The organism is Brevibacillus agri (genome assembly GCF_004117055.1).
GTDB lineage: Bacteria > Bacillota > Bacilli > Brevibacillales > Brevibacillaceae > Brevibacillus > Brevibacillus agri.
In genome coordinates, this window is sequence record NZ_CP026363.1 from 1950441 (window position 1) to 1962588 (window position 12148).

Here is a 12148-nt window from a genome sequence, read left to right on the forward strand (position 1 = left end):
CGTATTTTACCGTTAGGATGGAACTTCGTACTTTTCTTCTTTCGTTTGTACGAATGAAGGGATTGTAAAAAGATATAGCATCCCTAAAAGCAGCATTGCTCCGCCAACGACGCCAAAGAGCATTTCAATGCGAAGCATAGACGGGAAAGTCCAAGCAATAAAGGCCAGAGACAGTGACTGAAACAAACTCGATACGGGGTCAAGAATCCCCCGAAATCTTCCCATCATGTTCGGATTCACCATTTGCGGTATCCATCCATAAAAAGAAATGTTAATAAACGCCACAGCAACGGAAAAGAAAAAGTGAAAAATCAAGAATAGAACAATCGTAGGGGACAAGCCTGCGAGGATGACGAAGATTCCCGAGAAAATCAGGCTGAAAGTCAATACCATGTACAGTTTGATTCTCTTCGTAACTTTGGGGCTTAGCGCACTTCCCAGCAAGATGCCGATTCCGAAAACGATCGTTTCGATTACGGACATTTCCTCGTAGAAATGGGGAGACAGTTTGTATTTCATGATAAAAATAGGAATGATTCCTATTCCTCCATTGACTACTCCCAGTATGGCAGAACCAAGCGTTAGCAGCAGCAACACCCGATCGTAAACAATGTATTTTACCCCCTCAATAAAATCCGTGAACAGTGCTTTAATTGTATGTAGTCCTTTCCAATCGGTGCTCCCGTTCGGTTTCCGAACAGATAGCTCGATTTTGCACGAATAAATGAGCATGGCTGAAATCAACAAGCAGATGAAGTCCAGCAAAAATGCACCTTGGACTCCCAAATTCCAATAGACTACCGCGCCGATCCCACTCCCGAAAAGCAAAAATACACTTCCGAGCATAGAGTTTAATCCAGCGGCAAGGGGATATTCTTCTTTTGATAGTACGCCTTGAATGATTGCACTTTGGGCGGGAGGAAAAAATTTCCCTACAGCACTTCGGAGAAAAATGGCTAAAAAAATCAAGGCAAGCGAATCGTACCAAATGCAAATCATTAGACATACAGTGAGAAATGCGCGAATCAGATCGCAATGGACCGCTATTTTCTGACGGTCAAAGCGATCCGCAAAAACGCCGATAAACAGAAAAACGACCAATGCGGGTGCGGCATGCATCATGTCTTTCATGGTAGTGTAGTACGGTTGTTGGCTAAATTTATCAAGCAAATAAAATGTGATCGCCATAATCCCGATGACATTTCCCAGTTGCGAAGTAAATTCTGCGAGAAAAAGTTTCAAATAGTTTGCGTTTCTGAAAAGGTGGAAGACGTTATTTGGACCCATCCATATCGAATCCCTTCAGCATTGTCCGTTTGTATCCCGACACCTATTGATTTTATTTTCGTTATTTTCAAAAAACGTTTTCAATCGTGTGGTATAGTTATCGGATTCTATTAAGAAAATATTTACAATTATGTTTATTGTTGATTCATCACCATAACCCGTGCTAGACATTGAAAAAACGTAGATGTTCCTCTATCGTGAAAGTTGTCCTGACCATCACAAGATAGGAGGAAATCTACGTTGTCTAACCAGTTTACCACAGACTTAATCGGCCTTCCATCGTTTCAACTTTCCCATTGGGACAAAACGACTGAAACCGATTGGGTAGTGACTCTCACTCCCAATCCAGCCTCTCATCTGTGTCCTCTCTGCCTGAAAGAGAGCACCAATCATGCTCGCCCAGGGTACCGTCTTCTTCGTCACCGCTTTATTCCTTCATGGGGTACTGTCTGGGTACGTGTTCCTGTATATCGACAACGTTGCCACGATTGCCAGATCACCTGGACTCTCGAATGGGATGGAATTCCCTATCGAGGAACGGCTACTTTTGCGTTTCGTCAAATGGCCGTTGAGTTGTGTCAGAAGAGGGATTTGCTTAGCGTTTCCAAACAACTCGGAATCTGCTATACGACATTGGAACGGTGGTATTACCAACTGGCTCCTCAGCTTCTCGCTAAGCCCCAAGATCATCTTACGCCTACTATGGTCTGTCTGGACGAGTTTGCTCTCCAAAAAGGACACAAGTACGGTGTCAACCTCATGGATGCACAAAGCGGGCATATCTGGCAGGTTACAGAAGGGCGTTCACGTGAGCAGGTTCGTCAGGCTCTCATGAACTGGCCCTTTGCTACGCCTCCACAGGTTGTTGTGACAGACTTGGCTCCTGGAATGGCTGAGACGGTTCGCGGTGTTTGGAAGGATGCCACGGTAGTAGCGGACAAGTTCCACGTCATTCAGCTCTTCTCCAAATCGTTAGAAGCTGCTCGTAAACGTACCCGTTCGCGGGGAACTCATCGCCGGGGTAGACATGAACAACGTCTGCTCCACACACCTCCTGATAAACTGAAACCTGAGGAACAGGAGGAATTGAAAGCCTGGTTCGCTCAAGATCCCCATTTGGAACGCCTTTACAACGCTCTTCAGCACATGAGAACGGTATATGCAGCTCAGACAGAAGAGTCGGGAAAAGAAGCACTCCAACAATGGATAACCGAGCACCTCACATCTCCCACCTCTGCCGTCCGTTCGATTGCAAAAACAATCGTTCAATGGCGACAGTCGGTTCAGAATTATTTTTCGTTTCGAGTTACAAATGCTCCGATTGAAGGGACACACAACAAAGTGAAAGTCATCAAGCGACGAGCCTATGGGTATCGCAACATCGAGCGGTTCAAGATTCGAATTCGGCTGGAGTGTAAACCAGCCATATAAAAAAGTGAAAAACTACGCTAGAGGAAGATCAAGCACGTTTAATGGTGAAGAGCTTTATTGTTTACTAAAACTATCAAAAAAACAACACTTTCCAGCAATTCGAACGTAGAAAATTGCCTCCGTCCGGGAACGATGGCAGTTCATCATAACCAACGGCTGCCGTGTTCATGAAAATACGGTGTCTCTATTGTGGATCAGCTTCATCCCAAAACATAGGAGGGAGCGCGTCGCTTTGGACAGTTCAAAGCAGTCCGTGACATGAAGGGGCACGCGTGCCATCCCGCTGTCACGCGGATATCGTGCGGGGGAGCAGGAGGAATATTCAACATTTTCTGTCAAATTCGTTGCCGAAATATTCGGCAGCATATATGCTATAGGATAGATTGTGGCGATAGCTGGAAGGGGACCAAGACAATGAATCCGCTTGCAAAAAAGTATCAGCAAATCGATGACCAGATCGTGTTGTTCAACGAGGAGTATTACTTGAGCGTGGAGAAACTCGACATTTCCTCCCTGACACAAGAAACGAGGGAAGCGTTGTTCAACCACCTCTACGATTTCGACAGCAGCGATATGGAGCTGGAAATCGACGTGTCCGAGGAAGATAAAGGAGTTTGGTACCTGCAATTGCTCGTGCCGCACGTGTTGACGTTGCCCGAAGCGGCGAAAAGGCGCATCGGGCAAGGCGCGGAGCAGCTTGCCCAGCATCTGGCGGGACGGGTGGGAGCACTCGGTCAGGTACGTCTGCAAAACGACGAAATCTACGAATACGTGAAGCGGTACAATCCGGATTTGGAGCGGATCGCCTAGTAAAAAACATCTCTTCTGCCCTGTGCGCAAGCAGGGAGGAGGGATGTTTTTTTGTGCAGATAAGCATGCAACAGCTTCTTAACCAGTAGGCGTACAACGAAGGCTCCGCCAAATGGCTTGGCGCCGGCACGTTTTGCAAGGGAAAGTCAGAAAGTCGGGGTTAGCTTTTCGCGGTCTTGGTCGCCAGCCACGTGCAGGCGGTCTTGTTTGTCGTGGTCGCGATCCACTCGCACGGCTGCCCGTTGACAGGCGTTATCAGCCGGAGTGTGTCGCCTTTGATCCCGCCGTATTTCACCGATGAGCTGGGAGGCGTGCTGGCGTAGACGATTCGCTCGTTCATCGCCACGCTGGGGAGATAGGAAGAGTTGTCAGAGCTGTAGCCGCTCGTCAGACTGATGGGGACAGGCACGTTTTTCATAGAGAGCGTAATTTTGTCTGCGGTTTTGTGGTAGAACATCTTTCCGCTGACCTGGCTGAAGTCTCCGCCGTCTACGGTGAGAAAAAGCGGATAGGAGCCGGAGCCATACAGGGAGATGACATGATTGGAGCCGGAGTAGCGGTTGTTTTCCAAATAAACATGCCCGCAGCGGTTCAAAAACAGGTTTTGCCTGAGCCGCGTATCGAACGAACAGTTGCGGACGGTAATAACTCTCTCGGACGGGACATCCCACGGATCGACGCTGAGCGCGTAGCCGTCAATGACAGCGGCGGTATCGGCTGCCTCAAAGCTGCAACCGTCGAACACGAGGCCGACGTTGTCGTAGTCGACGGAAAGGCCGCTGCCAACCGTCCTGGCCGCTTCTTGCGCGGTCGTGTGCAGGACCCATTTGCAGTGGGCGAACGTCATGTTCCGCATGAAATTGACGCGGTTTTTTTGATCGGCAGCGGTGTAAAAGGTGGAGGCGCTGATCGTGCCCGTCAAACAGCTCAGGCTGAAGCTCGCCATGGAAACGAGCTGGCTCGCCTGCACGACAATCGGCGCGGACGTATGTCCCTCCAGATCAAGCTGCTGCCGACAGTGGACATTGCTCAGGTTCACCAGCATCGGACGGCTGCCGTCGTAGGCTTCGTTCAGTTCGACTTCAAAGCGGTCGCATAGTACATTGGCGGCGTTCAGCCGTTCCAGGCCGCCCGTTACGGTAATGTCCGAGCGGGTGCGCGTCCGGCTGTCGCTGTAAAAATCGCTGATGGAAACCGAGCGGACGTAGCAGTTCGCCTCCCCGGCGAAGTAAAAATGGTCGGCGACCCCGTCCGTGCACCAGATGTTTTGCAGCAGCACGTAGTTGAGATAGCTGCCAGGCCCGTCGCCGCGAATGTAAAAGTCGGCGGAGTGCTCGTAGGCGTACGGGTCTTGCGGCACAGGATTTTCGCGCGCATTGGAGTCGATTTTCAGATTGGACACGACGAACGAATCAGCGTCCCCGCCCGCAGAGGTGATCGAAAACAGCCACCGCCAGTCTGCCGCAGTAGAATTGGCCTTTCGCTTCAAAACGGAAAAAGGACCGGCGCCCTGCATCACCAGGCTTTTGCCTTTTCCTAGCGTGACGGCCAGTTTCGTAGGTTCAATGACGTAGGTCCCGGGCGGTAAATACAACGGAAGTTGCTGCTGGACCGCGGCTGCCAGAGCGGCCGAAAGCGCTTGCGTATCATCGCTCACCCCGTCTCCCCTTGCGCCATACGTCTTCACATCAAGCATCATGCACCCATTCCCTCCATCTCGTCAAATCGACAACACAAGATTGTCTTTCTTTCATTTCATTCAAAAACGAAAAAATGTTGACAACCATTTTGCAAAAAAGGTGACCGTTTGCCCAGGGCGTGTGCAAGTCGTCCTGCGACCTCTTTCATCCTGCTGGCATATTTGTCCTAGAACCTCCGTATGAATAAGCAAAGAGGTGGAAAGTATGTCGATTTTAGTGACAGGCACTGCTGGCTTCATTGGATTTCACGTAGCGAAAAGACTTTTGGAAGGAGGGGAAGTCGTATGGGGGGTGGATAATTGCAACGACTACTACGATCCCCGCTTGAAGGCGAAAAGGCTGGAAATGCTCCACGCGTTCGAACAGTTCCACTTCTATAAAGCAGATATTGCCGATCAGACGACAATGGACGGGTTGTTTCGCAAAATACGACCGGAACGGGTCATCCATCTGGCGGCGCAGGCTGGCGTCCGCTACAGCCTGGAAAATCCGCATGCCTACACAACCTCCAACATCGCGGGCTTCCTGCACATATTGGAAGGCTGCCGACAGACGGGAGTCAAGCATTTGCTCTACGCCTCGTCAAGCTCTGTGTACGGAGGCAACAAAAAGCTGCCTTTCTGCGAGACAGACCCGGTCGATGAGCCGAACAGCCTGTACGCCGCGACGAAAAAAGCGAACGAGCTGATGGCGTACACGTACAGCCACCTGTACGGCATTCCTGCGACAGGACTGCGTTTTTTCACCGTGTACGGACCGTGGGGACGCCCCGATATGGCGCTGTACACATTCACCAGGGCCATCCTGGCGGGAGAGCCTGTCCGCGTGTTCAACCACGGAAAAATGATAAGAGATTTTACGTACATTGACGATGTAGTGGAGGGAATCCACCGGCTCATGGGACGGCAGCCAGAGCCGCAGGACGGCAAGCCGCCGCACGGCAAGCCGCCGCACCAGGTTTTGAATATCGGGAACCATCAGCCTGTAGAACTGCTACAGTTCCTGGCGATTTTGGAGCAAAAGCTGAACAAACCCGCAAACCGCCACTATATGCCCATCCAGCCGGGCGACGTTCCGGCTACATTTGCCTCCGTTGATGCCCTTTATGCGGAAACAGGCTTCCGCCCCCAGACGCCAATCGAGGTAGGAATTTCCCGCTTTGTCGATTGGTACCTCCACTATTACGGTGACGCCCATGCGTAAAAAAGTAGGAGTCGTAGGACTCGGGTACGTCGGATTGCCTGTTGCGGTCGCATTTGGGGAAAAGCTGCCTGTGATCGGGTACGATGTGGACGCGAGACGAATCGCTGCGTTGCAGACGGGCCGGGACGAGACGGGGGAACATACGGCGGAGGAGCTGGCGCGCACGAGCGTCACTTACACCGATGATCCCGCCAGGCTTGCGGAGTGCGACTTTATTATCGTCACCGTGCCTACGCCAGTCGATGAGGCCAAACGTCCCGATTTGCGCGCGCTGCTCTTCGCCTCGGAAACGGTCGGGAAGCATATGCAGCCTGGGACGATTGTCGTCTATGAATCGACGGTTTACCCTGGCGCGACAGAGGAAGTGTGCGTGCCAGCGCTGGAGCGCTCGTCCGGGAAGCGCGCAGGCGAAGACTTTTTTGTCGGCTATTCTCCCGAGCGGATCAATCCCGGGGACAGGGAGCGCAGGCTCGCCCGGATCGTCAAGGTCGTCTCCGGCCAGGACAGGGCGACTTGCGACGAGATTGCCGACATGTACGCGCTGGTAGTAGAGGCAGGCATTCATAAAGCGTCCTCCATCCAGGTCGCAGAAGCTGCCAAAGTCATCGAAAACACGCAACGCGATCTGAATATCGCCCTGATTAACGAGCTGGCAATCATTTTTGACCGATTGGGCATCGCGACAGCGGACGTGCTGGAAGCGGCCGGAACGAAGTGGAACTTCCTTCGGTTTACGCCAGGGCTGGTCGGCGGCCATTGCATCGGAGTCGATCCGTACTATTTGACCTATAAGGCCGAGAGCGTCGGCTATCATCCGCAGGTCATCCTGGCGGGACGCCGCATTAACGATGGCATGGGAAAATTCGTCGCCACTTCCCTGGTCAAGCAGATGATCTGGCGCCATATCCCGATTCAAGGCTCGCGGGTGACGATTTTGGGGATGACCTTCAAGGAAAATGTCCCGGATATTCGCAACAGCCGGGTCATTGATATCGTCCACGAGCTGCGGGAGTTCGGGGTCGAGGTGCAGGTGACGGACGATCTGGCGGACTCGGCGAAGACGTGGGCGGAGTACGGCATCAGGCTTCGGGATTGGGACGATTTGCAGCCCGCCGACGCACTGGTTCTGGCCGTTCCGCACGCGAAGTACGCGCATCTTGGCTGGGAGGAACTGTCGTCTTTGCTGCACGGAAGGTGCGGCGTGATCGCGGATGTGAAAAGCGTGCTGAATCAAAAAACATGCCCGTCTGACATCGTTGTCTGGCGTTTGTAGAGCCAGCCACGATGAACGAATGCAGACAGCCTGGAGCGATGAATATGAGCTACCGGAAGAGAAGATTCTGGTTAAGCTTATCGGACGCAGGAATTATCAGTATAGCTGTATGGCTGGCCTGCCTGGTTCGATTTGATTTTTCACTTGCGGAAATAGGCGATTATCAGCCGATGTATCTGATAATCGGACATGTACTGTTCGTTTTGGCGGGGATGCACGTGGCCGAGTTGTACCGTCCCGTCTACCGCTACGTCAGCGCAAACGAGCTTGTTTCGATTGTCAAGGCGACGAGCCTGTCTATCCTTGCGCTCAGCTTCGTTTTGAACAACGTGGGACATTGGCTGTTTTTGTCCGTCCGTTTTCCGCTCTCGCTGTTTTTGCTTACGTGGACGTTCGTGCTGGCGGGAATTACGGGCTTGCGCTTCGTCTGGAAGTGGTGGAACGAGGAGCGGGAAAAAAGAAGCCAGGACCGCAGGCGGACACTGATCGTCGGAGCGGGCAGCGCAGGCGTGCTGGTCGCTCGCGAGATGAGGCGGTCGCCTCTGTCCGAGCAGCGGCCGATCGCGTTCGTTGATGACGAGCCGAGCAAGCAAAACTTGCGCGTGTACGGCTTGCCCGTCGTCGGAAAAAGAGAGGACATCCCCCGCATCGTGCAGCGGCAGGCCATTTCGGATATCGTCATCGCCATGCCGTCCGCTTCCCGGCAGACGATCCGCGAAATTTTTGACATTTGCAAAACGACGAAAGCGAGCGTCAAAATTTTGCCGCACGTCTCCGATATTCTCAGCGGCAAAATCAGCATGAACATGATTCGCAACGTCAGGCTGGAGGATTTGCTGGGACGCGAGCCAGTGGAGATCAACCTGGAGGAAATCACCGGCTATTTGCGGCAGCAGGTCGTGCTCGTCACAGGGGCCGGGGGCTCGATCGGCTCGGAGCTATGCCGCCAGATCGCCCGCTTCGGCCCGGCGAAGCTGCTTTTGCTCGGGAATGAGGAAAACGGCATTTTTGAAATCAGCCTGGAACTGGGGCGGCTGTTTCCCGAGCTGCCTACGATCAGCCTGATTGCGGATATTCGCGACCGGCAGCGAATAGCTGCGATCATGAGCGAGTACCGCCCGTCCGTCATTTTTCATGCGGCCGCCCACAAGCACGTGCCGCTGATGGAGCAAAACCCGAGCGAGGCGTTGAAAAACAATGTGTTGGGAACGAAAAATGTCGCGGAGTGCGCGCTGGAAGCGGGAGCGAAGCATTTTATCCTGATCTCGACCGACAAGGCGGTGAATCCGACTTCCATGATGGGCGCCACCAAGCGCATCGCCGAGATGCTGATCCAGGGCTACAACCGTTTCGGGCATACCCGCTTTGCTGCCGTTCGCTTCGGCAACGTGCTCGGGAGCAGAGGCAGCGTCGTCCCGATTTTCCTCGATCAGATTCAGGCGGGCGGTCCGGTGACGATCACCCATCCGGACATGGAACGGTTTTTCATGACGATTCCCGAAGCGGCCCAGTTAGTGATTCAGGCCGGAGCGCTGGCGCACGGCGGAGAGATTTTCGTGCTCGACATGGGCAAGCCCGTCAAGATTGTCGATATGGCGATGGACCTGATCCGCCTGGCAGGTTTGGAGCCGGAAAAAGATATCCCGGTTGTGTACACGGGAATCCGTTCAGGCGAAAAGCTGTATGAAGAACTGTTGACCGCAGAAGAAGGGCTGACCTCTACTTGCCACGACCGAATTTTCATCGGCAAGCCGCTCGACTTTTCCTGGAGCGAGCTGTTGACGGCCATTTCCCGCCTGGAGCAGCTTGCGAAAAATGGCGGGATGATCGAGGACGCTTCCACGATCATCGAAATATTGCAAGGAATCATTCCTAATTATCAATCTTCCTCCCAGCCGAAAGAAGAGGCAAAGCCCGTGCCGTATTCGGTAGCGACAGGATGATGGAGATGACGAGGACGAAGAGGGCAGCACGGAAAAAGAAGTGGAGACGTCTGCTGCTGCTCGGAGGGATCGCTTGCCTGCTCGCCGTGGGAGGGTACGGGGCATATGTGTACGTGTCGCTGCAAGAGACGGCGAAGAGCATGTACGTCCCGATCCGGACGCAAAAGTCGCTGGCGTCTTCCGCGCCCCCGGCATCGTCTGGGCAGCAGCCGTTGCACAGGCAGGCGCAGTCCTCGCTTCCGCAGCAGGAGTCAGTGCCAGCGGAAGCGCAGGAGCCGTTCACGGTGCTGCTGCTCGGGATCGACGAGCGGGAAAACGACAAGGGGCGCTCGGATGTCATTCTCGTGCTGACGGTCAATCCGCAGGCAAAGTCGGCGCTTTTGGTCAGCATCCCGCGCGATACGCGCACGCAGATGGCCCAGACGAAGACGATGGATAAAATCAACCACGCCTACGCTTTTGGCGGGCTGCAGCAGGCAGTGGACACGGTGGAGCAATTCATCGCGACTCCCGTTGATTATGTCGTGGCAGCGAATATGGAAGGCTTTGCCGGGATTATTGATACATTGGGCGGCGTCGAGGTAGACAACCAGCTCGCCTTCACCTACGCAGACTACCACTTCCCGCTCGGCCCCATCCAGTTGGACGGCAAGCAGGCGCTCGTCTATGCGCGCATGCGCTACGAGGACCCGCGCGGCGATCTCGGCAGAAACGAGCGGCAGCAGTTGATTTTGAAAGCGCTGATGCAAAAGAAGGCGGCTTTGGCGTCTCCCGCCACGTTGAACGGAGTGCTGGAAACGATGGCCAAATACGTGAAGACGAACATGACGTTTGCCGACATGAAAAGGCTCGTCCAGAACTACAGCACAGCCGTATCGAGCGTGGAGACGATCCGCATGGAAGGAAAGGGCCAGCTCATCAACGGGATCTACTACTATATCGTCAGCCCGGAAGAGCGAAAAAAGCTGATCGAGCGACTGTCCGCTTTTCGCAAGCTGGCGGAGCCGGCCCACAGTCAACTGCCGAACCAAGTTAGTGACAGCCTGGAGGGGCGAAGGGGGGAGCAAAATGAATGAAACCGTGAATCTGCGGGAAATATTGCTGGTCTTGTCCAAACGCTGGGTCGTGATCTTGCTGGTTACTTCTATTTTTACGATCGGGACGGCACTCGTCAGCGTCTTTCTGTTGACGCCGATCTATCAGGCCAAGACAGAAATTTTGGTGAATCGCTCCTTGAACTCGAATCCGGAAGGGGTATTGTCCGTAGCCGAGATTGATTCCAACCTGAAGCTGATCGAGACGTACCGGGTCATCATCGAAAGCCCGCGGGTGATGGAGCGGGTCGTGGAATCGCTCGGACAAGGGGCGAGCATGGAGGCGCTCTTGCTGCACACGAAAGTAGAGCCTGTCAAAGATTCGCAGGTGATTTCCATTACGGTGGAAGACCCCGATCAGGCGCGAGCCGTGCTGATCGCCAATACGATTGCCACGACCTTTCAGGAAGAAGTCGTCAAAATGCTGAGCATGAACAACGTGCACATTCTCGCAGAGGCGCGCCATAACCCGGCGGCCAAACCCGTCAGTCCCAAGCCGCTGCTCAACTCGATCATCGGCTTCGTGCTCGGGCTGGCGTCTTCCATCGGCGTTGTGTTTTTCATGGAGCATCTCGATACCCGGCTGCGCTCGGAAAAGGAAGTGGAGGAGTATTTGGGACTGCCTGTGCTCGCCACGATTGCCGTCATTGACAAGAAGTCGAAAAAGCATTTTCGGCAAAAAAGGGTGGAGGAGGTGAGAGGCGAGTATGAGAAGGCAGAAGCCTGACGATCGCTATCAAAAGCTGATCGCTCACTGGGAGCCGCTCTCCCCGCTGGTGGAAGGCTACCGGACCTTGAAGCTCAACATTTTGTTTTCCACGCAAGGGCAGAAGCTGCAGACGATTTTGGTCAGCAGTCCGGGCGCATCAGAAGGCAAGACGGTCACGGCGGCCAACCTGTCGCTGATGATGGCAAAAGATCGGCGCAAGACGGTCCTGATCGATTTCGACCTGCGCAATCCCCGTATCCACTTCACGTTTGAGATGCCGAATCTGTACGGGGTCAGCTCCTATATGAGCGGCATGTGCCAGTTTTCCGACATCGTCCAGGACTCCGGCGTGCCCCACCTGTCCATCATCACCGCGGGGCCGATTCCGCACAGTCCGGCGGAGCTTCTGGGAACGCCGCGCCTGCTGGAGTTGCTGGAGAGGCTGCGCAGCAATTTTGACGTGGTGATCGTGGACAGTCCTCCGCTGATCGTGAGTGACGCGATGGTGCTGGCCCGGGAAACAGACGGGTGCGTGCTCGTGGTCGATGCCAGCAAGACGAAGCGGGACCCGGCGGTTCGCGCGGTCGAGCAGTTGAAAACGGCTGGCGCCAACCTGCTCGGAGTCGTGCTGAACAACAAAAAACTGGGGAAGCGGGAAGGCTACTACGGTTATGGCTACATGGAATAGTCGAGTCAGA

The 12148-nt window shown here is 53.9% G+C and carries 10 protein-coding genes; 8 read left to right on the forward strand and 2 right to left on the reverse strand.

Features of this window, described 5'->3' with window-relative positions:
- Positions 1–12: 12 nt before the first annotated feature.
- Positions 13–1287, reverse strand: a complete 1275-nt coding sequence (locus tag BA6348_RS09695) for an MFS transporter (RefSeq protein WP_007778864.1) — start codon at positions 1285–1287, stop codon at positions 13–15.
- 240 nt (positions 1288–1527) lie between these two features.
- Here BA6348_RS09695 and BA6348_RS09700 point away from each other — a divergent pair, with 240 nt between their 5' ends.
- The gene (locus tag BA6348_RS09700) at positions 1528–2718 is read left to right on the forward strand and encodes an ISL3 family transposase (protein WP_081592107.1); all 1191 of its coding nucleotides are present in this window, start codon (positions 1528–1530) and stop codon (positions 2716–2718) included.
- Positions 2719–3132: 414 nt separating this feature from the next.
- Positions 3133–3528: a hypothetical protein gene (locus BA6348_RS09705; protein ID WP_005828411.1), complete on the forward strand. Its 396-nt coding sequence runs from the start codon at positions 3133–3135 to the stop codon at positions 3526–3528.
- A gap of 160 nt (positions 3529–3688) precedes the next feature.
- On the opposite strand, the gene BA6348_RS09710 is transcribed toward BA6348_RS09705, so the two are convergent.
- Positions 3689–5227: a glycosyl hydrolase family 28-related protein gene (locus BA6348_RS09710; RefSeq protein ID WP_005828413.1), complete on the reverse strand. Its 1539-nt coding sequence runs from the start codon at positions 5225–5227 to the stop codon at positions 3689–3691.
- 205 nt (positions 5228–5432) lie between these two features.
- Between BA6348_RS09710 and BA6348_RS09715 the strand changes: the two genes are divergently transcribed.
- From BA6348_RS09715 to BA6348_RS09740, 6 genes are read left to right on the forward strand one after another with little or no spacing between them, the layout of a single operon-like run.
- Positions 5433–6431 carry an NAD-dependent epimerase gene (locus BA6348_RS09715; RefSeq protein WP_122952536.1) on the forward strand — a complete coding sequence of 333 codons (999 nt, stop codon included), beginning with the start codon at positions 5433–5435 and terminating at the stop codon, positions 6429–6431.
- Positions 6424–7704 (forward strand): nucleotide sugar dehydrogenase, encoded by a 1281-nt coding sequence (locus BA6348_RS09720; protein ID WP_005828416.1) that lies wholly within the window; start codon positions 6424–6426, stop codon positions 7702–7704. Before BA6348_RS09715 ends, BA6348_RS09720 begins: the two co-directional genes overlap by 8 nt.
- A 44-nt stretch (positions 7705–7748) precedes the next feature.
- Entirely contained in the window at positions 7749–9647 is a 1899-nt protein-coding gene (locus BA6348_RS09725) for a polysaccharide biosynthesis protein (RefSeq protein ID WP_122952535.1), read from the forward strand.
- Positions 9648–9652: 5 nt separating this feature from the next.
- Positions 9653–10723 carry an LCP family glycopolymer transferase gene (locus BA6348_RS09730; RefSeq protein WP_005828420.1) on the forward strand — a complete coding sequence of 357 codons (1071 nt, stop codon included), beginning with the start codon at positions 9653–9655 and terminating at the stop codon, positions 10721–10723.
- Positions 10716–11468 carry a YveK family protein gene (locus BA6348_RS09735; protein WP_025843886.1) on the forward strand — a complete coding sequence of 251 codons (753 nt, stop codon included), beginning with the start codon at positions 10716–10718 and terminating at the stop codon, positions 11466–11468. Before BA6348_RS09730 ends, BA6348_RS09735 begins: the two co-directional genes overlap by 8 nt.
- A complete protein-coding gene (locus BA6348_RS09740) occupies positions 11449–12138 on the forward strand; it encodes a CpsD/CapB family tyrosine-protein kinase (RefSeq protein WP_005828424.1) in 690 nt (229 codons plus the stop codon). Before BA6348_RS09735 ends, BA6348_RS09740 begins: the two co-directional genes overlap by 20 nt.
- Positions 12139–12148: the final 10 nt, after the last annotated feature.

Coding starts and splice junctions, on each gene's coding strand:
- BA6348_RS09715 (WP_122952536.1), top strand. CDS start 5,433: ATGTCGATTTTAGTGACAGGCACTGCTGGCTTCATTGGATTTCACGTA.
- BA6348_RS09730 (WP_005828420.1), top strand. CDS start 9,653: ATGACGAGGACGAAGAGGGCAGCACGGAAAAAGAAGTGGAGACGTCTG.
- BA6348_RS09740 (WP_005828424.1), top strand. CDS start 11,449: ATGAGAAGGCAGAAGCCTGACGATCGCTATCAAAAGCTGATCGCTCAC.
- BA6348_RS09720 (WP_005828416.1), top strand. CDS start 6,424: ATGCGTAAAAAAGTAGGAGTCGTAGGACTCGGGTACGTCGGATTGCCT.
- BA6348_RS09710 (WP_005828413.1), bottom strand. CDS start 5,227: ATGATGCTTGATGTGAAGACGTATGGCGCAAGGGGAGACGGGGTGAGC.
- BA6348_RS09705 (WP_005828411.1), top strand. CDS start 3,133: ATGAATCCGCTTGCAAAAAAGTATCAGCAAATCGATGACCAGATCGTG.
- BA6348_RS09695 (WP_007778864.1), bottom strand. CDS start 1,287: ATGGGTCCAAATAACGTCTTCCACCTTTTCAGAAACGCAAACTATTTG.
- BA6348_RS09735 (WP_025843886.1), top strand. CDS start 10,716: ATGAATGAAACCGTGAATCTGCGGGAAATATTGCTGGTCTTGTCCAAA.
- BA6348_RS09725 (WP_122952535.1), top strand. CDS start 7,749: ATGAGCTACCGGAAGAGAAGATTCTGGTTAAGCTTATCGGACGCAGGA.